The following is a 23,560-nucleotide window of genomic DNA, read 5'->3' as shown; positions in this document are numbered from 1 at the left end:
TACACTGCCTGGCGGGCTCCGCAGGCGTTCCCTCCAGGGACCACTCACACGGCTGGCCAGCGGGATGCTCGCGACCGTGGATCGGCAGCACTGCTGCTCCCCTCGCTCCGACTGCCTCGACGTTGACGACCACGCCTACAGACACCGCTCAGCGCTCCCCGGCCCGCCTGCTCGCCTCGCGGCGCACAGCTCGCCGGGTGATCCACCCCGCGATCACGACCGGGAGGAGGCACACGCAGAAGACGGCGGCCTTGAGCCACCAATCGTCGAAGAGCGGCAGCAGGAAGATGCACCCGAGAACCGTGGCGAGCGCGGCGCCCACGAAGGGTCCGCTTCGCCGCCCGTTGAGCGCGAGACCAGGCTCAACGCGAGGCGGCTCTGCCGGATCAGGGGCAGCCGTCCCGTCCTGCTCAATGTCCATCCCCTGACGCTACCCGAACCGCCCGAGTGACCTACGGGCAGTTCGGGAGGCGGGCAGGTGGGGGTCCTGAAGCCTCTGGGCGCCGTTCTAGTCGTCCTGCGCGTCCTTCGCGGCCCGCAGCGCCGCGTGCCGCGGGCTGTCCGGGTTCATGAGCGAGTGCTTGCGGCCGTAGGCGAAGTAGATGATCAGGCCGATCACGAGCCAGCCACCAAAGCGCAGCCAGGTCTCCCAGTGCAGCTGCAGCATCAGGAAGCCGGATGCGAGCATGCCGAACGCGGGAACCAACGGCATAAGGGGCAGGCGGAACGTTCGCGGAGCATCAGGGCGCTTGTACCTGAAGATGATGACGGACAGGCACACGACGACGAACGCAGCGAGGATGCCGATGTTGGTGAGGTCCGCGACGGCCTTGATCGGGAAGACACCAGCCAGTAGCGCCGAGGCGACACCGGCGATCCAGGTGACGCGCTGCGGGGTGCCGCTCTTGTCGGTCTTGGCGAACCAGCCGGGGAGGAGCCCATCACGGCTCATCGAGAACCAGACGCGGGTCACGCCGAGGAGGAAGGTCAGCATCACGGTGAGGATTGAGAGCACTGCGAAGACGGAGATGATGGTTGCGATAACCGGTAGGCCGACGCTGTTGAACGCGGAGGCGAATCCGGCCTTGGGGTCGATCTCCTCCCAGTTCTGCATTCCGGTCAGGACCAGCGTGGCGGCGACGTAGAGCAGCATCGCGATGATCAGTGACAGGATGATGGCCTTCGGCATGTGCTTCTTGCCGTCCTTGGCCTCCTCGGCGGCGGTGCTCATGGCGTCGTAGCCGAAGACGGCGAAGAAGACGGTGGCGGAACCGGCGAGCACGGGGCCGAAGCCGCTTGGCATGAACGGGTTGTAGTTGTTGGCGTCGATGTAGAAGACGCCGAGGCCGATGATGAAGAGAATCAAGAGAACCTTGATGGCGACCGCGACGAGCTCGAAGCGCCCGAATGCCTTGGTGCCACGGGACAGAATCCACGTCACGAGCAGGCAGACGGCGATGGCGGGGATGTTGACGATGCCGCCCTTGCCTTCGTCGGCCGTCGAGGTCATCCAGACGGGCATGTGGACGCCGATTCCGGAGAGGAAGGCGTCGAAATAGCCGGAGATTCCGATGGCGACGACGGCCACGATCGCGATGTACTCGAGGAGGAGGTCCCAGCCGATGAACCAGCCGATGACCTCGCCGAGGGCCACGTACCCGTACGTGTACGCCGAGCCGGCTCGAGGGATCATGCCGGCGAATTCGGCGTAGGACAGTGCAGCGGCGGCTGACGCGAGCCCTGCGATCAGGAAGGAGATGAGGACCGCGGGTCCTGCTCCTGGCGTCCCCTCGCTCCCCGCCGCCACGAGCCCGGCGAGGGAGAAGATGCCGACGCCGATGATGCCGCCGACGCCGATAGCCGTCAGCTGCCACAGGCCGAGAGATTTGAAGAGGCCGCTGCCCTTGCTGTCCTCCTCCATGTCGTCGATCGGCTTCCGCCGCATGATGGACCGGGACAGGTCTCGTTCGCTCATTCGATGCTCCTCGATTGACGCCGCGACCACCACTGCTCTGTGAAGGTCACTCCGGCATGCCAAGTATGCGAGTACGAGCACCGCAAAAAGTGTGAATGATGCTTACGAATACTCGTCAGGTACGACGAGGATTGGTGGTCGGCTAGTCTCGTGGCGTGACGACTCGACCCATCCTCGCCGTAGACAGCTGGACCGACACCCGCGATACGTTGCACCGCTGGTTGCAGGTCGTCGGGAAGATCCGAATGGTCAGCACGCCACACGTGAATCACTGGTGGAACGTGACCCTGCACCTCACGCCGCGGGGTCTCGGGACCGGGCCCCAGATCCAGGGTGAGGCCATCTTCGACATCGAGTTCGACTTCGTCGACCACAGGCTCGTCATCAGGCACAGCGACGGTGGCGAGCGCGTGCTCCCGCTCGCGCCGATGTCGGTCGCCGAGTTCACGTCGCGCCTGTTCGAGCACCTCGCCGATCTCGAACTCCACCCGCGCATCCACGGGGCACCCAACGAAGTGGAACTCGCGATCCCCTTCGCCAAGGACTTCACACACGCAAGCTACGACGCCGCCGCCGCGCACGCCTTCTGGAGGCAGCTCGTGGACGCCGACCGGGCGCTTTCGAGGTTCCGGTCGGAGTTCACCGGCAAGGTGAGTCCGGTGCACTTCTTCTGGGGCGCGATGGACCTCGCGGTGACCCGCTTCTCAGGGCGGGACGCACCTCGGCATCCAGGCGGCGCCCCGAACTGCCCGAACGAGGTCATGGTCGAGGGGTACTCCCACGAGATCTCAAGCGCGGGATTCTGGCCCGGGGGCGGCCGCGAGGGGGCCTACTACTCCTACGCCTACCCGGACCCAGCCGGGTTCTCGGAAGCCCAGATGCCGGAAGGTGCTCACTGGGATCCGGCACTCGGCGAGTTTCTGCTGCCGTACGAGGTCGTGCGCCAGTCGACAGACCCGGAGGGGCTTGTCCACAGCTTCCTGACGGCCACCTTCCGTGCCGCCGCCGATCTCGGTAACTGGGGTGCTGCCGCTGACTCGCGCGAGTGAGTTGCGTCTGAAGCCCCCGGCCGCATCGGCGCCTAGCGCCCCGATGCGTTCTCGCGTCGCTGATTCCAGTAGCGGTACACGAGCTCTGGATACTCGGCCATCACGTCGACGTCGGCGACAAGCTGCTCGAGCCGAGACTCGTACCCCTCTGGGCTAAGCCCGAGCCTGCGGATCTTGTCGAGCTTCGGGAGGTCTCGCCCTGGGTTGGATGCCTCGAACTCGAGGAGCGCCCTTGCTCGTGCGTTGATCATCTCTGCAGAATAGGTGAGGACATGACGAGTCCCCCCAACTCTTGATTTTCGGCCTCTGCCGCTGTAGTGAGCGAGTCGAGTGCACCTCAACCGGTGATGGGTCGGATGCCCACGAACTGCATCCGGTCCTCACCGTAGAAGCACGACTGGAGCGCGAAATCGCCCTGCAGTCCGATGAGCGCCTCCGTTGTCTCCCAATGCTTCGCCGTGTGCCGCACGTCGACCACCTCGTACGTGCCCGGCAGTCCCTCAACCTCGAGCTGCGTGCCGACCTCCCAGTTCAGGACGATGTCACCGCCGCAGTTGTTGTGCGCCGCATACACGGCGGGAACTCCCACAGTGTTGCGGTAGCTCGTCATCTCGATGAACGAACCGTCGCACTCGTCGAGCTCAGCCTGAGCGCCCTCGACGCCGAGCCGGACGGCGGGCAACTGCACTTCCGCCGCAACGTCGTTGACCGCGGCTTTGACCTGCCCGTACCCGCGCTCGACCGTCGTGGGCGCGAGCAGCGACATCGCGAGCACAATCGCGCCGCTCAGAATCAATGCCGTCCCGAACACGCCGAGGAGGACGTTCCCTCCAGAGCGGCGGCGGCGTCGCTTCGACTCCGGCTTTGCGTGGGCGGGCGGCGCGGGCCGGGTGCTCGACATAAACAGCGGTCTCCTTGTGGTCAGGCGAATCCGATTCTCCAACAGCACCTTATGGGCAGCGTGTGAACCGTGACGCTGCTGTTCAAGCCCCGACCAGGCGGCACTCAAGTTTGTCTCGGCTGGTCTGCGTACGGTCGGAGCATGTCAGATCAGCGAGCCACCCCAGACCACGAGAACGATGCCACCCTCGACGACACGAACAAGCGGCTGGAAGCAGAGTCGATTGAGGGCCTCGGCACCGGCGAGCCGAACCAGGAGCGACCTGACCAGCCGCCGACGCAGGTTCGCGACGACGCGGCACAGCACCGCGACGACACGATCCCCCCGGCAGGTGTCAACGGCTGAGGTATCTGCTCAGCAAGAGAACGAGGCCGGGGTCGCGCGTCGACCCCGGCCTTCGCCGTGCCAACCGCGCAGCCCTTCGCGGTTCGAAGCACATCCGCTCGGTTTGGCCGTCAAGCGCCCTCGATCGCCACTTCTTGGGGCGACTTGTCTGGTCGCCACCCTCGCCAGCTCGGCTGACGTAGGCGAGAGCTTGCCGTCCACTCCGCGAACTCGACTTCTCCGACCAGCAGCGGCTCCACCCAGACGGCGCCTCGGGCATCCGCTGCGGCGACCTCCAGAAACGGCGAGGATGGGCGGATCAGAGGTTCGAGTTTGGCCGCCGCGCGTTCGAGGTCGCCGCTGCTGAAGCCCGTCCCGACCCGGCCGACATAGCGGAGCCCACCAGCTTCAGGGATGCCGAGCAGCAGCGAGCCGATGCTGCCCGACCGGCGTCCTCGTCCCGGACGCCAGCCGCCGACGACCACCTCCTGGGCCCTGTGGTGTTTGATCTTGACCCAGCTCTCCGTTCGCCGGCCAGGGCGGTAGGCGCTGTCGATCCGTTTGGCGACGATGCCCTCGAGCTGGAGATCGGCGCTGGTCTTCAGCGCGAGTTCTGCATCCCCGTCGATAGCCGGTGGAACTCGGAGGCTGCTGTGCTCGCTGACCGACTCGAGCAGGAGCGCGCGGCGCTGTGCATACGGGCGCGCGAGCATGCTCGTGCCGTCCAGTTCAAGCAGGTCGAAAACGAAGTAGTGCACTGGCACTTCCCTGACGCCGCGTTCGATATCGCGGCTCGAGCGCAGTCCCATCCTCGCCTGCAGCCGACCGAAGTCTGGCCGCGCGCTCCGATCCAGCGCGACGATCTCGCCGTCGAGCACGGCCGCGCGGCCGTGCAGGCTCGCACGCAGCGCATCCTCGACCTCGGGGTAGGCGGTCGTCACGTCGTTGCCGTTCCTCGTGACCAGGCGCACGCCGTGTTGGTCGATCGAGGCCACGATGCGGATGCCGTCCCACTTCATCTCGAAGGCCCAGGCATCCTCGTCGTCGAAGTCGCTCACCACTCGCGCTGATGCGAGCATGGGCGCGACGGGGACCCTCCTTTGTTCGGTCCGGCCGGTGCCGCCCCGGGTCGGACGTGAGCCCTTCGCGGGGGAGATTCCGAGCTCCATGCGGTGCAGCAGCCAGTTGCTCTTCGTGTCGCCGCTCCCCCTTGTGCGGATGAGCGCGACCCGCGTCGTCCTGCCGAGACCACCAGCAGGCTGGCCGTGCAGGGTGACGATGACTTCCTCGCCCTCACGCCACTTCTCGAGCTCGTAGGAACCGAAGTCCCAGATGAAGACCTCCCCTGCCCCGTACTCACCTTCCGGGATCGTGCCCTCGAAGGCGCCGTACTCGAGCGGGTGGTCCTCAGTCTGTACCGCGAGGTGGTTCTTCTTCGAATCTACCGGGATGCCCTTGGGCACCGCCCAGGACACGAGGACTCCATCGTGTTCGAGTCGGAAGTCGTAGTGGAGGCGGCGCGCGTGGTGCTCCTGGATGACGAAGGCCCGTCCGGACGACGACGAGGGGGCTTCGGCCGGCACCGGCTCCGTCGTCTTCGTCGCGTCGCGCATCGACCGGTAGCGCACGAGCCTGTCCTCTCGCGCGGCATCTGCGATCGCGGCCAGCGGGTCGGGCCGGGTGCGCATCCGCGTGAGCACCTCGCTGCACTCGAGGTGCCGGAGCTTGGCCGAGGCGAGCTCGCGCCACGTTCGTGGAACAGCCACGGTTGGGCGCCCTCGGCCGCGGAGAGAGTACGGGGCGATCGTGGTCTTCGCAGCGTTGTTCTGGCTCCAGTCGACCAGCACCTTTCCGTCTCGTTTGGACTTCTTCATGTCGCTCACGATCAGGTCCGGGTGGTCGGCCTCGAGCGACCTGGCGAGCTCGTGCGCGACCTGGGAGACCTGGTCAGACGTGTGCGTTCCGTCGAGGGCGGCGTACAGGTGGATGCCTTTGCTCCCACTCGTCACGGGCAATGGGTCGAGCCCCATGCCACGCAGAATGCCTCGGGCGATTCGTGCAACCTCAGCGCATTCAGCGAGTCCGATGCCGTCGCCAGGGTCGAGGTCGAGGACAAGCCGGTCCGGGTTCCGTGGCACCCCATCCGGACCGAATCGCCACTGCGGAACGTGCAGCTCGAGCGCGGCGACCTGGGCAAGCCACGTCAGCGTGGCCACGTCCTGCACAAGCGGATACTCGTTCCGGTGATCGCGGTGCTCGAGCCCCTCCCTCGGCACCCAGTCGGGTGCGCTTGCCTCGAGGTTCTTCTGGAAAAAGAACGTGCCAGGATGCTCGGTCGTCCCGACCCCGTCAACCCACCGCTTGCGCGTCACGGGGCGCCGCTGCACGTGCGGGATCAGGAACGGCGCTATCTCCGCATAGTAGGCGAGTACATCCGCCTTCGTCGTCCCGGTTTCGGGGTACAGCACCTTGTCGAGGTTGGTGAGCGTCACGCGGTGACCATCGACTGTCACCGTCTGCTTCGAGGTCGCCATCGGCCCAGGATGCACCCCCTGCCTGAGGCGAAGACCGGGAACACTCAGCGTCGACTCGGCTTCGCGGCGCCGAGTTCGGCTGTACTTGGTGCATGAGATCCATCTGGAAAGGCTCCATCGCGTTCGGGCTCGTGAATGTGCCGGTGAAGTTGTACAGCGCCACCGAGGATCATGACGTGCGGCTGCACCAGGTGCACGATAAGGACGGCGGGCGCATCCGCTACCAGCGTCGCTGCGAGGTCTGCGGGAAGGTGGTCGACTACGAGCACATCGACAAGGCCTACGCAGACGACGACAGGACAGTTGTGCTGACAGAAGAGGATCTGAGCTCGTTGCCAGAGGAGCGCAGCCGAGAGATCGACGTCGTGGAGTTCGTGCCGAGCGACCAGCTCGACCCGATCATGTTCGACCGCAGCTACTTCCTCGAACCCGACTCCAAGTCGGTGAAGGCTTATGTGCTGCTCAGGCGCACCCTGGAGAAGACCGATCGGACTGCGATCGTGCACTTCTCGCTCCGCCAGAAGTCGCGGCTGGGAGCGCTGCGCACCCGCGGTGACGTGCTCATGCTGCAGTCACTCCTGTGGGACGACGAAGTCCGCGAGGCGACGTTCCCGGCGCTCGATGAACGCGTGCGGATCTCCGCGAAGGAACTGAAGATGTCGGCGTCGCTCGTGGACTCGTTCGCAGCGGACTTCGCACCTGAGCGGTTCACTGACGACTACCAGGAGCAGTTGCAGCAGCTCATCGACGCGAAGCTCCAGGAGGGCGATGCGCTTGATACGGCGGCGACGTTCGGCGAGTCGGACGACGACGGGGATGCGGGTGGTGAGGTGATCGACCTCATGGAGGCCCTCCGCCGGAGCATCGACAGCGGCAAAAGGACGAGTGCGAAGAAGACCAGCGCCAAGGAGTCGAGCGCGAAGAAGACCAGCGCTAAGGAGTCGAGCGCTCAGAAGTCGAGCACGAAGTCGACCAGCTCGAAGAAGACGAGCAGTACCAAAGCCAAATCGAGGAAGACCCCAGCCAAGAAGGCATCGGCGGCGAAGAACGCCAAGAGCGCGTGAGCGGTTCACCCGTTCACCGGGTGTTTACGCGGAGGCAGTCCCTGGGCGACACCGGGACGGTACGGTGACGGCGATCCCGTTAGCCACGCACGCCCCAGGAGGACACACGTGACTCGAACTTGGCAGAAGCTCCTCGCGGTGGGAATCGCGACGACGCTCGCCGGAGGCGGCCTGCTGGTCGCCGCAGCGCCCCCGACCTTCGCAGCCCCGAGCGGCACCGATCTGGTCATCAACGAAGCGTACGGCGGAGGTGGCAACGCGGGCTCGCTGTACTCGAACGACTTCGTGGAGCTCTACAACCCGAGCTCCGCGGCGATCAGCGTCGACGGCTGGTCTGTCCAGTACTTCTCGGCGAGCGGAAACCTCGGCGGCACAGCGGAGCTTGCGGGGTCTGTTGCACCGCATACGCACTACCTCGTTTCTCTCGCGGCGGGGAGTGGCGATACCGGTGCGCTCCCGGCACCGGATGCGACTGGTGACATCTCCATGGGCGCTCGAGGCGGCATCGTTGCCCTCGCGAGCACAATCGACACGCTGACGTTGCCTGGGGCGGGCGTCTCTGCCGCAGACGGGCTTGTGGACCTCATCGGCTATGGCAGCGCGAGCACGTTCGAAGGCCCTGCTCCTGCTCCCGAGCTCAGCAACTCCCTCAGCGCGCAGCGTTCCAACACCGGGGTCGACAGCGATGTGAACTCTGCAGACTTCGTCGCCGCTGCGCCAACGCCGGAGAATTCGTCAGGTGGACCGACCGCAGCACCGGAGCCGACAACAACAACAACTTCGTCCCCGACGGTGTCTCCGACGACCGAGTTCGTCTCGATCGCGGAAATCCAGGGCACGGGCTCTGCATCGCCGTTCGTGGACCGGACCGTCATTACCGAGGGCGTCGTCACCGCCGTGTATGCCGAGGGTGGACTCGGGGGCTTCAACATCCAGACACCTGGTGCGGTCGAACCGAGCACCCACACGGCCTCGACCGGTGTCTTCGTCTACGGACCTGCGGCCGCAGCCACCGTCACCATCGGTGACCGAGTCGCCGTGACCGGCCGCGTCGGTGAGCGATTCGAGTCGACGCAGATCAGCGCGGACGGCGTTGAGCAGCTCGTGGGCGGTCCCGAGCACGTCGTTGAGCCCGTTTCGGTCGCGTGGCCGGAGACCGCGGAGGAGCGCGAACGCTACGAGGGGATGCTGCTCGCGCCAGCCGGCACCTACCGGGTCTCGGAGAACTATGGCCTCAACCAGTATGGGGAGGTGGGCCTCTCGGTCGGCGAGCGTCTGCTTGTGACCCCCACTGAGGTCGGTGAACCAGGGAGTGCCGAGGCTGTCGCTCAGGCCGAGTACAACGAGGCGCACAGCGTGATCCTCGACGACGGCGCATCCACCGACTTCCTGCGCCGCGAGGGCGGCCGCATGATCAACGCCGACATCCCACTCCCCTACCTGAGCATCACCACGCCTGTCACGGTCGGAGCGACAGCGACCTTCACTGAGCCCGTTGTCGTGCACTACTCGTTCGACAGCTACCGCTTCCAACCGACGACGACGCTGACCGGCGCCGACGCAGCACCCGTCAGCTTCTCGGACGCCAGGGAGACGGCTCCGGAGCAAGTCGGTGGAGACCTGCAGCTCGGCACATTCAACGTCCTCAACTACTTCACGAGCCTCGGCGTTGACTACTGCGGCTCGACCCAGAACTACACGGATCGGGACGGAAACCCCATCAGCGCGAACGGGTGCCTCCCGCGTGGCGCCTGGGATGAAGAGAACCTCGCGCGCCAGGAGGCGAAGATCGTCGCCGCGATCAACCAGCTCGACGCCGACATCGTCGCTCTCGAGGAGATCGAGGACTCGTCCGACTTCGGCAAGGATCGCGATGCGGCACTTGTCGACCTCGTAGCGGCGCTCAACGAGTCAGCCGGCACACAACGATGGGCCCACGTCCCATCCCCCGCCGAGGTTCCCGCCGCGGGTGACGACGTCATCCGCACAGCCTTCATCTACCAGCAAGCGAACGTGGAAGTGGTGGGAGCATCGAGCATCCTCGACGACCCCGCGTTCGTGAACGGGCGCGCGCCGCTCGCTCAGACCTTCGCCGACCCCGCGACCGGTACAGAGTTCATCGTCGTCGCGAACCACTTCAAGTCCAAGGGCGGATCCGGCGAAGGCGACAACGCCGACAACGACGACGACGTCGGGCCCGCCGGGGCTGTCGGAGGCTGGAACGGCGACAGGACGCGCCAGGCGCAGGCGCTCGTCGGCTTCACCGAGACGCAGCGCGAGACGCACGGCACTGATCTGGTGTTCCTGACGGGTGACTTCAACAGCTACTCGCAGGAGGGGCCCATGCGAGTGCTCGCAGACGCCGGCTTCGAGAACCTCGGGGATGCGCGCAACCGCGCGGCGGGCGAACCGGGGGCCGCCGGCACCGAGTACTCGTACAACTTCGATGGCGCGGTCGGCTCACTCGACCACATCCTGGCCAGCGGACCGGCCTCCGGCCGTGTCACGGGCGCGGATGTGTGGACGATCAACGCGTATGAGCAGGTCGGTATCGAGTACAGCCGAAACAACTCCAACGTGACGCAGTTGTACTCGGACGACGTCTACCGATCCTCCGACCACAACCCCTTCCTCATCGGTCTTGACTTCGCGGGCGAACCTGAGCCCACTCCGACTGCAACTCAGACGCCAACTCAGACGCCAACTGCGACGCCAACTCCGACGATCGAACCGACCCCGACGGAAACCTCAGCGCCGGAGCCGCCCCCGACCTCGACGGAGGGAGTTGAGCCCGGAATGTCGCCGACCATGGCCGCAACCCCGCCGGCCGCGGGCGGGCCAAGTGGCGCCCCCACCGGCGCCCCTGGGGCTGATGGCGGAGAGCTCGCGACCACGGGTGCCGAGCTCGGAGTGCTCCTGCCGTTCGGTGGTGGAGCTCTTCTGCTCGCGGGTGCGCTCGCCCTCCTCCTCAAGCGACGTGCGGATCAGGTCTGAGCTGATCCCGCGGAGCGAGCCCAGACTCACCCGGAGTAGAAGGCTCGCCCGGAGTACCCGACTCGCCTCGGATAAATTCGGATAAATAGAGACCAGCCGTGGTGCGCAAGCGCACCACGGCTGGTCATCTGCGTTCGGGCCATGCCCGGTCGTCAGGTACCTGAGTCGCTGCCCGAACCTTCAGAAGGGGTCGGCTCCCCCGTCGGCTGCGGGTCGGTCGGCTCGTCAGTCGGCTCCGGAACGGGAGGCTGCGTCGGCGGCGACGTCTCACCAGGCTGCGTCGGCGCCGCGCCGCCAGAGCCGTCTGGGACCGGCTGGCCCGTCATCGCGGGCGGGACCGGCGTCGATGGCTCAGGCGCCTGCGTCGACCCACCATCGCCTGCGTTATCGACCGGCTGCTCGGGCAGGGGGCTGTCGTCGTCTTGCTGCGAGTCCACCGCGGCAGTGTGCGAGCTCTGCGCGGCCGTCGCCTGACGCACCACCGTGGAGATGCCGACTGTGCGCTCTCGGTCGTCGCCGGCATCGGCCAGCTCGATGAGGGCCGCGTCGTAGGCGGTCAGGATGTCCGCGGCCGCGAGAGTGACCTGAAGGCGGTGCTCGCGTCCGAGTGAGAGGGTGCTCGTCGCCATCCCGCCGACCGCATTCTGCAGAGCGGTGTACGAGGTCTGGAGCGCATCCGACTCGGATGACGTCGCGCTCAGTGCGTCCTTGACCTCGCGGAGGGCGTTTTCGAGCGCCGTCTTCTCCGCGGTTCCGACGCGCTCGGCCGGCAGGCTCGCGAGCGGCTGGGCGAGCATGTGCAGGTTGACGACGTCACTTGAGCTCGCGGTCGCGGTCGCGGTCGTCGTCTCAGGAACAGCGATAGTCTCGACGGGAGCTGCGACGTCGCCCCCGTGGCCGCTGGTGACCGTCAGGGCAGCAACGACGGCGCCGACGGCGATGACGCTCATCGTCGCGGCGGCGAGCTCACCAGGGCGTTTCTTGACGAACGCCAGAATGGCGTTCGAGGTCTCACCGTTCGACATCCGGCTCCTCTAAGACGTGCTGCGGGGACGCGCTGAAGCGCACAGCTCTTCCCAGGGTAAGACGATCCTGGCCAAAGTCGAAGTCAGAACTGCCCAGGGGCTCAGGAAACTCAGAGCCAGACGAAGTGCACGAAGATGGAGAGAGCGAGGAGCGTGGTGGCGACGATCGCGCACATGAGCTCGATCACCATGCCGAGACCCAGGGCCTTGACCGCCGTCCAGCTCGAGTCGAGCGCGGCACGGAACTCTCGGACTCGGTAGTACTCGGATGCGACAAGTCCCACCGCGAAGCCGATCGGAAGCCCGAACGCCGGAAGCACGAAGAGCCCGACGATTCCGACACCGAGCCCGATGAGAACCGAGCGATTCGGGACCTGCTTCTTGCGGAGGCCTCGTCCCGTGAGCACCCAGCCGATGATCATGCCGGTGATGAGGAGCGCGGCGCCGATCCCGAATGCCACCCACACGGGCCAGCTGCCCGCGAAGATCGCCCACACGAGGAACCCTATGACGATCGTGATGCTGCCGGGCAGTACCGGGACGATGATTCCGATGATTCCTACGATGGCGAGGACCACGGCGACAATGGCTGCGATCACGGGTGCGCTCATGGCTCAACCGTACCGGGTCGACGGCCGACAGGACTGGGCGGGCCCGCCGAGCAGGGCCGGGAGCGGCAGACGAGAACGGGGGCCGTGCATCCACCGGAGTGGATACACGGCCCCCGAAGGCCGTCCGCGTGATCAGCGGGACAGCGCGTAGCCGGTCTCGCCGTGCACGACCACGTCGACGCCGGCCACTTCGTCCTCGTGGCGCACCCGGAAACCGATGGTCTTCTGGATGACCCAAGCCACGAGGAAGCTCACGGCGAACGAGTAGAGGAGAACTCCGAGGGAAGCGATGAGCTGCACGATGAGCTGCTCGAATCCGCCACCGGTGAAGAGACCGGTGTCGAAGGCGAAGAGCCCGGGCCAGATGGAGCCGACGAGGCCGCCGACGAGGTGCAGGCCGACGACGTCGAGTGAGTCGTCGAAGCCGAGCTTGAACTTGAGCTCGATGGCGAAGGCACAGAGCACACCGGAGACGAAGCCGAGGAGCAGCGCCCAGCCTGGCGTCAAGACGGCGCAAGCGGGAGTGATGGCAACAAGACCGGCGATCGCACCGGAAGCCGCGCCGATCGAGGTCGCCTTGCCGTTGCGCAGCTTCTCGACGATGATCCAGCCGAGGATACCGGCGGCTGGGGCGGCGATCGTGTTGATGAAGAGCAGACCGGGACCGGGGAACTCCGTGCCGCCGAGGTCGCCCCAGGCTGCACCGACGTTGAACCCGAACCAGCCGAACCAGAGGATCGCGGTACCGAGAAGCACAAGGGGAACGTTGTGGGGCTGCGTGATGCCCTTGGCGAAGCCAACACGCTTGCCGAGAACGAGGGCCAGCGCGAGTGCAGCGGCACCCGCGTTGATGTGCACTGCCGTGCCACCGGCGTAGTCAATGACCTCGACGCCCTCGAAGCCGAGCTGCGAGCCGAGCTGCATGATCCAGCCGCCGCCCCAGACCCATGCTGCGACGGGGAAATACACGAAGGTGGCGAAGATACCGGCGAAGAGCATCCAAGAACCGAACTTGGCACGGTCGGCGATCGCACCCGAGATGAGGGCCGTCGTGATGATGGCGAACGTGCCGCCGTACGCGGCGCTAGCCGTCGCGTTGCTGTCCTGAATGAGGTTGGTCAGCGCGAAGTCAGAGAACGGGTCGCCCGCGAACTGGAAGAAGGAGTCGCCGGAGACGGCGGACATGTTGTAGCCGTAGAGGATCCACAGGACCGCGACGAGGCCGAGCGCCCCGAAGGAGAGCATCATCATGCTCACGACGCTCTTTTCCTTGACCATGCCGCCGTAGAAGAGGGCGAGTCCTGGTGTCATGAAGAGCACAAGCGCTGCGCTGATCATCAGCCACGCGGTTCCACCGGTATCCATTGCATCCTCGCTTTCGCCACCCGTGCTGCGGCCTGGAGGACGCGTCGTCGTGACACGAGGTGGGGAGATGCAATGAGTCTGCTGGGGGCGCGTGTCGCTGATGGGGCGGTGCCGTTTCCATCATGTTTCGGAGTGGCGCGGCGTGTTACGAGTCTGTGTCGGGAACGGCCGAATCGCGCTCGGCGGCGGTGCTCAGGCGGCGGTGCTCAGCCCGAGGTACTCAGACCGAGGCGGTCTGCTCCTGCGCCGTCGAGGCGATCAGGCGCGAGACGCAGCGCAGGTACTTCTTCCGGTAGCCGCCATCGAGCATGCCGCCGCCGAAGATCTGGTCGAGCGCGAGCCCTGACGCCGCGATCGGGATCTGCGCGTCGTATACGCGGTCGATGAATGCGACGAAGCGGAGCGCCTCTGCCTGATCGGTGAGCTCGTGCACGTCGCGGAGCACAAGCAGGTCGACGTCCTCGACGAGCCGCACGTACTTCGACGGGTGCACGGTCGCGAGGTGCTGCACGAGATCGTCGAAGCCGTCGTCGGCAACGGTCTTGCCGTCGGCGACTGCCTCATCCGCAAGCCCACGGAGACGTTCTTGCGGCGTCACGGCCGCGTGACCGGACATGTCGCGGCGACGATAATCGGTGCCGTCGATGCGGAGAGTGTCGAAGACGCCGGCGAGTTTCGTGATCTCTCGCAGGAAGTCGGACGCCGCGAAGCGCCCCTCGCCAAGCGCGTTCGGCGGAGTATTGCTCGTCGCGGCGATGCTCGTGCCGGAGTCCACGAGCTCCCCGAGGAGGCGCGACATGACCATCGTGTCGCCCGGATCGTCCAGCTCGAACTCATCGATGGCGATGAGGCTGGTGCCCTTGAGCGAGCGGACGGCCTCCGCGTAGCCGAGAGCACCGACAAGTGCCGTGTACTCGATGAAGGTGCCGAAGTACTTCCGCCCCGGATGCGCGTGCCAGATGGAAGCGAGCAGGTGCGTCTTGCCGACTCCGAATCCACCATCGAGATAGATGCCGGGCTTCACCGGCGGAGCCTTCTTGCGGAACCCGAACAGGCCTTTGCTGCCTGGATTCGCGGCGGCTTTCACTCCTGCGAAACGCTCCCCCGCCTCGACGGCTGCGGCCTGCGAGGGGTACTCGGGGTCTGGTCGGTAGGTGGCGAACTGTGCAGCGTCGAACTGCCGAGGAGGCACGAGGTCCTTCACCATCTCTGCCGCCGTGACGGTCGGTGAGAGTTCGGTCAAGTGCAGCAAGCGGCCTTCGCCCACGGAGTCCTCGTACTTTCCAGTGACAGATGCCCAGAACGGGCTTCCCAAATCCTACCGTCAGGCGCTCCCTCGAGTGTCGCGAGGATTCCGGCCGGTACCGTTGTCCCATGCACGACGTCACGCTGCCCGCATCGCTCGAACTCCTTCGCGAGGAACTCCTCGAGGTGTCGCCGAGAGACCGCCTTGAGCTCCTGTCGGAGATCGGTGCCGAGCTTCCCGCAGTCGACCTTGAAAATGTGGCTGAGTTCGAGCGCGTGATCGAGTGCCAATCACCCGTCTACTTCGAGGCTGCCCTCACACCGGATGCGCGCATCCGGTTGCGCATCTCAGTCCCTCCCGGTGCGCCCATGACCCGAGGCTTCGCAGCGGCACTCGTGCAGGGTGTCGACGGGCTCGAGCCCGAAGCGCTTCTGTCGCTTCCAGAGGACCTCCCGAGCGTTCTGGGGCTCGCGGACCTCGTGTCGCCGCTCCGACGCAGCGGCATGGTTGCCCTCCAGGCCCGGGCCAAGCGGCAGCTGCTCGAGCGGATCGCCGCCGCGTCACACTCCGAGGAAGACAGCGGTCGCTAGAACTTGGCGAGCCACTCGTCCAACGAGTGCTCCCAGCGGCCGCTGTCCACGTTCCAGAGGCGGGTGTGCAGTGCGCGCTCGAATTCCCTGTAGGTCACGAGATCGGGGCGGCGACGCGCGACCTCTCGGCTCGCGTCGACCGGAACTACTGTGTCGCCACTTGAGTGGAATAAGAGGGTGGGCACCTTCAGCTCGGTGAGCCGATCCGGGATCTCGAGCTCGCCGAGCGGGATGGGCGCCTCAAGACCGAGGAGCGGGCGCGCGAGCGGGCTGCCGATGAGCCAGATGCCGAGCCCGGTCACGAAGCGCGGAAGCTTCATCGCCGCTCCCTGGTAGCGCAGGATCGCGCGCCAGCTCAGGGCCGGTGATTCGAGAAACATGCCGACGACGAGTTCTCGGTGCCGCGCGTTGAATGCGGCCTGCATGACGGTTCCACCGCCCATCGACCACCCGACGAGGATGATGCGCTTGGCCCCTCGGGATGCCGCCCAGTCCATGGCTGACTCGACATCTCGCCACTCGGTGGCCCCGAGTCCGAACTTCCCATCCGGCGACTGCGGCGCGAGCGCGTCATTGCGGTAGCTGACAACAAGCGAGTTCCATCCGCGTCCGCGGAACAGCGGGACGGCACGAAGTGGCTCGGTCATAACGGCTCCTCGACCATGCACGTGGATCGCCCAGGAGTCGCTTGCCTGCGCGGCGGGGATAAGCCACGCCGGCATCGCCCCGAGCGGCGTCTGCACATCGATCCAACGCCAGGGAAGATCGAGATCTCGAACCCAGAGCTGAGGCGCTGACGCAAGCCGCACGGATCTCACCCGATCGAGCCGTGCGCCCTGTTCGCCCCAGTAGCGCCGTGTCACGGTGCGCTCGGACTCCCCCACGACCGCGCCGACGTTGGCCCTTCCCGTCTCGGCCGCGAAGACGAGGCTGTAATGGCCGGGTGCCGTCGTCTCAGGCGTTCGCGCGAGGGTGACAGTGCCAGCCTGCTTGTCCACGCCGAGGAGCCGAACGGGGTCCCTGCGGCGGCGAGGCGGAGTGACGACGGCTCGCGCGATCATCGTCGCGGCGGTGGCAACCACCGCCCCGAGGCCGACTGCGAGTGCACCGACGGTGGCCGCAACGATCTTCGCAGCGGGCGAACTCGGAGCGGCTGAGGCACGTCTGGCGGCACACATCACGAAGATGATCCCGCACCTCGCCCGTGAACACGCCGAACGAGCGGTGTTCCGCTACGGCGCGCCTGATCTGCGTTGCCTGCAGCCAGGCCTAGTCTCGTCGCGTGGTTGTCCCGTTGCATCGATCTGCCCCGGAGTTCGAGGCCGCCGTAGAGGCGGTCCGTGCGGCCGAGTTCCGCTCTGCCCTCACGGTGAGCGAGATCCGACCTCCAGCGAACCTGGCCCCTGAATCGCTCGCTCTCTCCGGAGACGTGCGACCAACTGCCCACGCCAGCGATTCAGAGCTCGGCACAGGTAGATTCATCCTCCTCCACGACGAGAGCGAGCCGGAAGCCTGGCGCGGCGCGTTCCGTGTCGTGTGCTTCGCGCAGGCTCCACTCGAACCGGAGATCGGGGTCGACCCCTTCCTCGCACCCGTCGCGTGGTCGTGGCTCATGGATGCCCTCGAGTCGCGAGGCGCAGCGTTCGAGCACCCCTCGGGCACGGCGACGACGATTAATGGTCGCGGTTTCGGCGAGCTGGAAGACCAGGGCGAGGGTGCACAGATCGAGCTCCGCGCATCCTGGACTCCGCGTGAGACAGACTTGGCCGCACACGCAGAAGCGTGGGGTGAGCTTCTCTGCCTCCTGGCCGGCATGCCGCCGGAGAGTGAGGCCGACGACGGAGTCGAGGTACTCCGTCACCTGAGGAAGGCGAAAGATGGGGCTTGATGCGGACCGCCTGAAAGCGGGCGGACTGGAGGTCATCGAGACCGAAGCGCAGCTGCAGGAAGCCCTCGAGCGACTCGCCGCAGGGACGGGGCCAGTGGCTGTCGACGCCGAGCGGGCTTCCGGCTACCGCTACTCGGAGCGTGCGTACCTCGTGCAACTGTTCCGTCGTGGGAGCGGCACGCTCCTCATCGATCCGATCGCGACGGGCTCGCTTGCGCGGCTGCAAGAGGTGATCGGTGGTGAGGAATGGATCTTCCACGCCGCCACACAGGACCTCCCGTGTCTGCGAGAGCTCGACCTCGACCCGAGCCTCATCTTCGACACGGAGCTCGCGGCACGGCTCCTCGGGTACGAGCGTGTTGGCCTCGGCGCCGTCATCGAGCGCCTGCTCGGGATCGCGCTCGAGAAGGCGCACTCTGCAGCTGACTGGTCCACTCGGCCACTCCCGGAGACCTGGCTCGCCTACGCCGCGCTCGACGTGGAGTTGCTTGTCGACGTGCGCGATCAGCTCAATCAGGAACTGCTCGAAGCCGAAAAGCTCGAAGCAGCCAAGGAGGAGTTCGCCGACATCCTCACGAGGGAGCTCGGCGTCAAGAAACCAGACGCATGGCGTCGGATCGGCGGCATCAGCAGGTTGCGCAGCCCGAGGGCGCTTGCTGTGGCCAGGGAACTCTGGCTCTCGCGGGACGAGGCGGCCAGGAGCACGGATACTGCGCCTGGTCGCCTCTTCCCGGACCGCGCCCTTGCGGCAGTCGCGACTGCGATGCCCCGCTCACGAGGCGAGCTCGCCCGTCTCAAGGAGTTCACCGGCCGCGCTTCGCGGACGCAGCTTGACCGCTGGTGGGGTGCCGTCGAGCGCGGGCTCACGACTGAGGAGCTGCCGCCGCAGGCACCGAGGGACCCAGACCGTATGCCGCACCACCGCCAGTGGGAGCAGCGCGCTCCAGAGGCAGATCGACGCCTCAAGCTTGCTCGTGAGTTCCTTGTCGCGCGCGCAGGGTCCCTGCAGATGCCGGTCGAGAACCTCTTGACACCCGAGCATCTGCGACGCACAGCGTGGAAGCCGCGCCAGCCCGTATCAGCGGAGGCGGTGGCCGACCACCTCCGTGAACTCGGCGCTCGCGCGTGGCAGACCAGCGAAGTCGCACAGGGAATTGCGCTTGCGTTTGTAGAAGCTGACCAATTGACTTCCGCCCCGAGCGACGAGGGTTCGTAGCTTCACACGACGCATTGGCATCTCACCAGGCGGGCCTCCATAGGATGACCGAGTCAATAGATGCTTGGAGGCAGTGTGGCCAATCGAGAAGTGTTGTTCATCGACGGCGTTCGGACCCCCTTCGGACGCGCGGGCGAGAAGGGCATGTACTGGAAGACCCGCGCCGACGACCTCGCGGTCAAGGCGATCAAGGGTCTTCTGGACAGGAATCCGCAGATCCCGCACGACCGCTACGACGACGTCGCCATCGCGGCGACCACTCAGCAGGGTGACCAGGGCCTGACGCTCGGTCGGTCGACGGCCATCCTCGCCGGACTCCCCAATACCGTCCCGGGACTGGCCATCGACCGCATGTGCGCCGGCGCGATGACAGCGGTGACGACCATGGGTTCAGGCATCGGCTTCGGGGCGTACGACCTGACCATCGCAGGCGGGGTCGAGCACATGGGAAGGCACCCGCTCGGAATCGGTGCAGATCCGAACCCGCGATTCGTCGCCGAGCAGCTCGTCAGCGGCGATGCCCTGAACATGGGCAAGACCGCCGAACGTCTGCACGACCGCTTCCCGCAGCTCACGAGGGAGCGCAGCGACCGCTACGCGATGCGCAGTCAGCAGAAGGCCGCGGCCGCCTACGACAAGGGCCAATTGCAACCTGACCTCGTGCCGGTCGCGATCGAGTCAGAGGCAGGCTGGGGTCTCGCAACCCGCGACGAGACGCTCCGTCCCGAGACGAACATGGAGACGCTCTCCACGCTCAAGACCCCGTTCCGCCCCCACGGCCGGGTGACGGCCGGAAACGCCAGCGGCCTCAACGACGGCGCTACTGCAGCCATCCTCGCTTCGAGCGACGCGGCCAAAGAATTCGGTCTCACGCCGAAGATGCGCATGGTCACCTTCGCGTTCGCCGGAGTACAGCCTGAGGTCATGGGCCTCGGCCCCGTCCCCTCGACGGAGAAGGCACTCGCCAGGGCGGGCATGACGATCGATGACATCGGGCTTTTCGAGCTCAACGAGGCGTTTGCGGTGCAGGTGCTCTCGTTCCTCGACCACTACGGCATCGACGACGACGACGACCCGTCCGTGAATCCCTACGGCGGAGCGATCGCGATCGGCCACCCGCTCGCATCGTCTGGCGTTCGCCTCATGACCCAGCTTGCGAAGCAATTCGAAGAGCACCCTGAGGTGCGCTTCGGCCTGACCGCCATGTGCGTCGGCCTCGGGCAGGGCGGCACGGTTATCTGGGAGAACCCGAACTGGAACGGCAAGTCGCACGCACGCCGAGGCATCGGCAAGAAGGGACGCTGAGCATCATGGCAACCGATCTCCGAGCACGCTACGCTCCCCTGCTGGCTATGAGCACCGACGAGGTCGTGACCCACTCGCTTGTCCGCGACGTCACGCTCCCGAGCGGCCGCACCATGGCCCTCATCACGCTCGACAACGGCCACGACTACACCAGGCCGAACACGCTCGGGCCCGAGACCCTGGCCGAACTCGGCGAGGTGCTCTCCGGGCTCCGCGCACGCGCATCCTCACACGACATCGACGCGGTTGCCATCACGGGCAAGCGCTTCAACTTCGCCGCTGGCGCCGATCTCTCCAACGTGGGCTCCATCCCGAGTCGTGACGTGGCGCTGCTTCTCGCGAAGCTGGGTCACGAGGTACTCGGCTCCCTCGGCAAGCTCGGGGTGCCGAGCTTCACGTTCTACAACGGCCTGGCACTCGGCGGCGGCGTCGAAATCGGTCTCAACTCCGACTACCGCACCGTTGATACGACGGTCCCCGCGTTCGCCCTGCCTGAGACGTTCCTCGGTCTCGTACCAGGATGGGGAGGCGCAAGCATCCTGCCGAACATCATCGGCATCGAGAACGCGCTCAAGGTCATCATCGAGAACCCGCTCAAGCAGAACCGGATGCTCAAGGGGCCGCAAGTCGCTGAGCTCGGAATCGCCGACGCGATCTTCCCGAGCCTGAACTTCCTCGAGGACTCGCTGGCCTGGGCCGACAAGGTCATCGGCGGCGAGCTCGAGGTCAAGCGACCTCACGCTCCTGGCCGACTCGAGCGCCTCGCGAAGTGGGACCTGGCGATCGGCATCGCCCGCAAGACGCTCGAGGAGAAGCTCGGGACGGTCGCGCTCGCTCCGTACCGCGCCCTCGAACTGTTGAAGCTGGCGAAGGGCGACGACCGCGCGAAGGGGTTCGCTGCGGAGGACGAAGCCCTCGCCGACCTCATCTCCGGCGACCAGTTCGTGGCTTCGATCTACGCCTTCAACCTCGTGCAGAAGCGAGCCAAGCGTCCGGCTGGCGCCCCTGACAAGGCGCTCGCGCGCCCAGTCAACAAGGTGGGTGTCATCGGTGCCGGGCTCATGGCGACGCAGTTCGCCACGCTCTTCGTCCGGCGACTCAAGGTGCCCGTCGTGATCACGGACCTCGACCAGGCGAGAGTCGATACGGGAGTTGCCGCCATCCGCCGTGAGCTCGAGAAGCTCCACGAGAAGGGCCGCATGGACAGCGACGAGTACGGCCGCCTCATCGGGCTCGTGCACGGAACGACGGATCGCAGCGAGTTCGCTGACTGCGACTGGGTGATCGAGGCTGTCTTCGAAGAGCTCGGCGTCAAGCAGCAGGTGTTTGCTGACTTCGAGAAGATCGTCAGCCCTGAGACGGTGCTGGCTACCAACACCTCGTCGCTGTCCGTGGCGGAGATCGGCGCTCAGCTCGAGCACCCGGAGCGTCTTGTCGGCTTCCATTTCTTCAATCCTGTTGCGCAGATGCCACTCATCGAGGTCGTCAAGACGGACAGCACTGACGACGCAAGCCTCGCGACGGCGATGGCAACGGCCAAGAACCTGAAGAAGACGGCCGTCATCACGAGAGACGCACCCGGATTTGTCGTGAACCGAGTCCTCGCCAAGGTACTCGGCGAGGCGATGAATGCCGTCGACACCGGCACCTCGTTCGAGACGGTCGACCACGCGCTCGACCGCATCGGCCTTCCCATGACCCCGTTCGAGCTCCTCGAGCTGGTTGGCCTCAAGGTCGGCGCCCACGTCCTGGACACGCACCACAAGGCGTTCCCCGACCGGTTCTTCGAATCGGAGAACCTCCACAGACTCGCCGACTACGGCAAGCTCTACGACCGCGATGGCAAGGGACGGGCCAAGGGCTTCGACAAGAAGGCCGTGCAGATCGTGGCCGGCGGGAAGACTCCGATGACGGCGGCTTCGTTCGCGGAGCGAGTCGAGGTCGGCCTCGCCGACGAGATCAAGCGGATGCTCGACGAAAAGGTCGTCGCGGCAGCCGAGGACATCGACCTGTGCCTCATCCTGGGGGCGGGCTATCCGTTCCAGGCAGGAGGCATCACGCCGTACCTCGACAGGATCGGGGCCTCGGAGAAGGCTTTCGGGGGCACCTTCCACACGCCGCCCATCCGCGGGGCGTCGGCACGCTGACCTCACGAGCACCGACGAAGGCACCGCCTCTTCCATCCGATGGAAGAGGCGGCGCCTTCGTCGGCCGCGACGAGTTCGACTCTGCCGGGCTAGTGCGCAGCGTGGTACTTCACTGGCTCCGGGAGGCCCGCGTCCGCGCGAATGCGCCGTGAGAGACGTTCGAGCGAGGTGAGCGCCGCAATCACATCGTCGGCGGTCACCGCGAACGGCATGTTGTGGATCGTCTCCCCTGGAACAGTCGCCGCCTCGGCCACAAGACGGAGCTCATGCTTGTCCTGGGTCGACAATCCGATCTCGGTGAGCGTCGTCGGGAGGCCGAGCTTGGTGGTGAAGACGATGAAGTCCCTGATCTCCTCCTCCGGTGCCCCCTCGAGGATCAGCTGGGCGATCGACCCGATGTTGACCTTCTCGCCGTGCTGGAGGCCGTGGGTCTGCGGTGCGGCGGTCAGCCCGTTGTGGATGGCATGGGCGGCAGCGAGCCCACCTGACTCGAAGCCAAGGCCAGAGAGCAGCGTGTTGGCTTCGATGGCGCGCTCGAGGGCGGGCGTCACGACGCCGTCCTCGACCGCGTCGAGCGCCGTCGGCGCGTTCTCCCAGAGCACGTCCCAGCTGAGCTTGGCAAGAGCCGTCCCGGTCTGCGTCGGCAGGCCGCCCGCCATGGTGGTTGAGTTCGAGCGGCTCGTCGCGCGGGCCTCGAGCCACGTGGCGAGCGCGTCGCCGAAGCCCGCCACGAGGAAGCGCGACGGCGCATCCGCGACAAGCTGCGAGTCGATCAGCACGAGGTCAGGGTTGCGGGGGAAAAAACGGTACTCCTCGAACTCGCCAGACTCCGTGTAGACGACGGCGAGCGCAGATGTCGGGGCGTCGGTGGAGGCGACGGTCGGCACGCTCACCCAACGAATACCTGCCAGGAAGCCTGCTGCCTTGGCCGCGTCGATCGTGCTGCCGCCACCGACTGCGACGATGACGTCGCTGCCGCTCTTCGTGATGACCTCGACGAGGCGATCGATCTCACCCGACGAGGCGACGCCGTTGAAGCGTTCGCGGGGAACCTCGACCTTGCCTCCCGTGAACGAGGTCGTGAGGCGCTCACCGAGCAGGTCCCAGACGAAATCGTCGGCGAGCAGAAGGGGCGACTCACCGATCTGGGCGACGAACTCGCCCAGACGCGCGAGCGCTCCTTTGCCCTGCACGTATCGGCCAGGGCTCAGCACTGTGCGAATCGGGATCTCACTGCTCATGGGGAACTCCTTCGTAGTCGGAAATCGCCCCAACGCTAGCGACCGCGCATGGGCGCAAGCAACGGGCGTTCTCAGCGACGAAGAA

The 23,560-nt window shown here is 66.3% G+C and carries 20 protein-coding genes; 9 read left to right on the top strand and 11 right to left on the bottom strand.

From position 1 onward, the window contains the following. Positions 1–148 precede the first annotated feature (148 nt). A complete protein-coding gene (locus C5B85_RS18910) occupies positions 149–421 on the bottom strand; it encodes an ABC transporter ATP-binding protein (RefSeq protein WP_146077827.1) in 273 nt (90 codons plus the stop codon). An 87-nt stretch (positions 422–508) separates the two neighbouring features. After that, the gene (locus C5B85_RS03310; protein WP_104284604.1) at positions 509–1,975 is read right to left on the bottom strand and encodes an amino acid permease; all 1,467 of its coding nucleotides are present in this window, start codon (positions 1,973–1,975) and stop codon (positions 509–511) included. Between the two features lie 155 nt (positions 1,976–2,130). Between C5B85_RS03310 and C5B85_RS03305 the strand changes: the two genes are divergently transcribed. Beyond that, complete coding sequence (locus C5B85_RS03305) at positions 2,131–3,024, top strand: DUF5996 family protein (RefSeq protein WP_104284603.1); 894 nt, start codon at positions 2,131–2,133, stop codon at positions 3,022–3,024. A gap of 32 nt (positions 3,025–3,056) precedes the next feature. On the opposite strand, the gene C5B85_RS03300 is transcribed toward C5B85_RS03305, so the two are convergent. Both C5B85_RS03300 and C5B85_RS03295 read right to left on the bottom strand, forming a co-directional pair. Continuing rightward, positions 3,057–3,275 (bottom strand): DUF3263 domain-containing protein, encoded by a 219-nt coding sequence (locus tag C5B85_RS03300; RefSeq protein WP_104284602.1) that lies wholly within the window; start codon positions 3,273–3,275, stop codon positions 3,057–3,059. 86 nt (positions 3,276–3,361) lie between these two features. After that, positions 3,362–3,925, bottom strand: a complete 564-nt coding sequence (locus C5B85_RS03295; RefSeq protein ID WP_104284601.1) for a hypothetical protein — start codon at positions 3,923–3,925, stop codon at positions 3,362–3,364. A gap of 141 nt (positions 3,926–4,066) precedes the next feature. On the opposite strand from C5B85_RS03295, the gene C5B85_RS03290 reads away from it, so the two are divergent. Continuing rightward, on the top strand, positions 4,067–4,270 hold the full coding sequence (locus C5B85_RS03290) for a hypothetical protein (protein WP_104284600.1): 204 nt from the start codon (positions 4,067–4,069) through the stop codon (positions 4,268–4,270). A gap of 110 nt (positions 4,271–4,380) precedes the next feature. Here C5B85_RS03290 and C5B85_RS03285 read toward each other — a convergent pair whose 3' ends face one another. Next, the gene (locus C5B85_RS03285; protein WP_104284599.1) at positions 4,381–6,783 is read right to left on the bottom strand and encodes an ATP-dependent DNA ligase; all 2,403 of its coding nucleotides are present in this window, start codon (positions 6,781–6,783) and stop codon (positions 4,381–4,383) included. A 92-nt stretch (positions 6,784–6,875) separates the two neighbouring features. On the opposite strand from C5B85_RS03285, the gene C5B85_RS03280 reads away from it, so the two are divergent. Beyond that, positions 6,876–7,847: a Ku protein gene (locus C5B85_RS03280; RefSeq protein WP_104284598.1), complete on the top strand. Its 972-nt coding sequence runs from the start codon at positions 6,876–6,878 to the stop codon at positions 7,845–7,847. Between the two features lie 108 nt (positions 7,848–7,955). Then, positions 7,956–10,841 carry an ExeM/NucH family extracellular endonuclease gene (locus C5B85_RS03275; protein WP_104284597.1) on the top strand — a complete coding sequence of 962 codons (2,886 nt, stop codon included), beginning with the start codon at positions 7,956–7,958 and terminating at the stop codon, positions 10,839–10,841. A 152-nt stretch (positions 10,842–10,993) separates the two neighbouring features. On the opposite strand, the gene C5B85_RS03270 is transcribed toward C5B85_RS03275, so the two are convergent. The 4 genes from C5B85_RS03270 to zapE all read right to left on the bottom strand — a co-directional run bounded on the left by C5B85_RS03270 (position 10,994) and on the right by zapE (position 15,049). Continuing rightward, on the bottom strand, positions 10,994–11,866 hold the full coding sequence (locus C5B85_RS03270) for a hypothetical protein (RefSeq protein ID WP_104284596.1): 873 nt from the start codon (positions 11,864–11,866) through the stop codon (positions 10,994–10,996). A gap of 110 nt (positions 11,867–11,976) precedes the next feature. Beyond that, the gene (locus C5B85_RS03265) at positions 11,977–12,477 is read right to left on the bottom strand and encodes a DUF456 domain-containing protein (protein WP_104284595.1); all 501 of its coding nucleotides are present in this window, start codon (positions 12,475–12,477) and stop codon (positions 11,977–11,979) included. 132 nt (positions 12,478–12,609) lie between these two features. After that, positions 12,610–13,842, bottom strand: a complete 1,233-nt coding sequence (locus C5B85_RS03260; protein WP_104284594.1) for an ammonium transporter — start codon at positions 13,840–13,842, stop codon at positions 12,610–12,612. A 220-nt stretch (positions 13,843–14,062) separates the two neighbouring features. Further along, positions 14,063–15,049, bottom strand: a complete 987-nt coding sequence (gene zapE / locus C5B85_RS03255; RefSeq protein ID WP_104284791.1) for a cell division protein ZapE — start codon at positions 15,047–15,049, stop codon at positions 14,063–14,065. A 167-nt stretch (positions 15,050–15,216) separates the two neighbouring features. On the opposite strand from zapE, the gene C5B85_RS03250 reads away from it, so the two are divergent. Further along, positions 15,217–15,678, top strand: a complete 462-nt coding sequence (locus C5B85_RS03250; RefSeq protein ID WP_181064250.1) for a SufE family protein — start codon at positions 15,217–15,219, stop codon at positions 15,676–15,678. Here the strand turns inward: C5B85_RS03250 and C5B85_RS03245 are convergent. Beyond that, positions 15,675–16,856: a S9 family peptidase gene (locus C5B85_RS03245; RefSeq protein WP_104284592.1), complete on the bottom strand. Its 1,182-nt coding sequence runs from the start codon at positions 16,854–16,856 to the stop codon at positions 15,675–15,677. The two genes, C5B85_RS03250 and C5B85_RS03245, sit on opposite strands and share 4 nt — an antisense overlap. Positions 16,857–16,960: 104 nt before the next feature. On the opposite strand from C5B85_RS03245, the gene C5B85_RS03240 reads away from it, so the two are divergent. The 4 genes from C5B85_RS03240 (at position 16,961) to C5B85_RS03225 (ending at position 22,234) form a co-directional block, all read left to right on the top strand. Beyond that, positions 16,961–17,566, top strand: a complete 606-nt coding sequence (locus tag C5B85_RS03240) for a DUF3000 domain-containing protein (RefSeq protein ID WP_104284591.1) — start codon at positions 16,961–16,963, stop codon at positions 17,564–17,566. Then, on the top strand, positions 17,556–18,782 hold the full coding sequence (locus C5B85_RS03235) for an HRDC domain-containing protein (RefSeq protein WP_104284590.1): 1,227 nt from the start codon (positions 17,556–17,558) through the stop codon (positions 18,780–18,782). Before C5B85_RS03240 ends, C5B85_RS03235 begins: the two co-directional genes overlap by 11 nt. A gap of 75 nt (positions 18,783–18,857) precedes the next feature. Further along, complete coding sequence (locus tag C5B85_RS03230; protein WP_258070556.1) at positions 18,858–20,087, top strand: thiolase family protein; 1,230 nt, start codon at positions 18,858–18,860, stop codon at positions 20,085–20,087. A gap of 5 nt (positions 20,088–20,092) precedes the next feature. Further along, positions 20,093–22,234, top strand: coding sequence for a 3-hydroxyacyl-CoA dehydrogenase NAD-binding domain-containing protein (locus tag C5B85_RS03225; protein WP_104284588.1), 2,142 nt, complete (start codon positions 20,093–20,095; stop codon positions 22,232–22,234). Positions 22,235–22,323: 89 nt separating this feature from the next. Here the strand turns inward: C5B85_RS03225 and C5B85_RS03220 are convergent, their stop codons facing one another. Further along, positions 22,324–23,475, bottom strand: a complete 1,152-nt coding sequence (locus tag C5B85_RS03220) for a glycerol dehydrogenase (protein ID WP_104284587.1) — start codon at positions 23,473–23,475, stop codon at positions 22,324–22,326. Positions 23,476–23,560 lie beyond the last annotated feature (85 nt).

It is taken from the genome of Pseudoclavibacter sp. AY1F1, assembly GCF_002931075.1.
Classification (GTDB): domain Bacteria; phylum Actinomycetota; class Actinomycetes; order Actinomycetales; family Microbacteriaceae; genus Pseudoclavibacter.
This window is presented reverse-complemented; position numbering and strand designations above follow the sequence as displayed.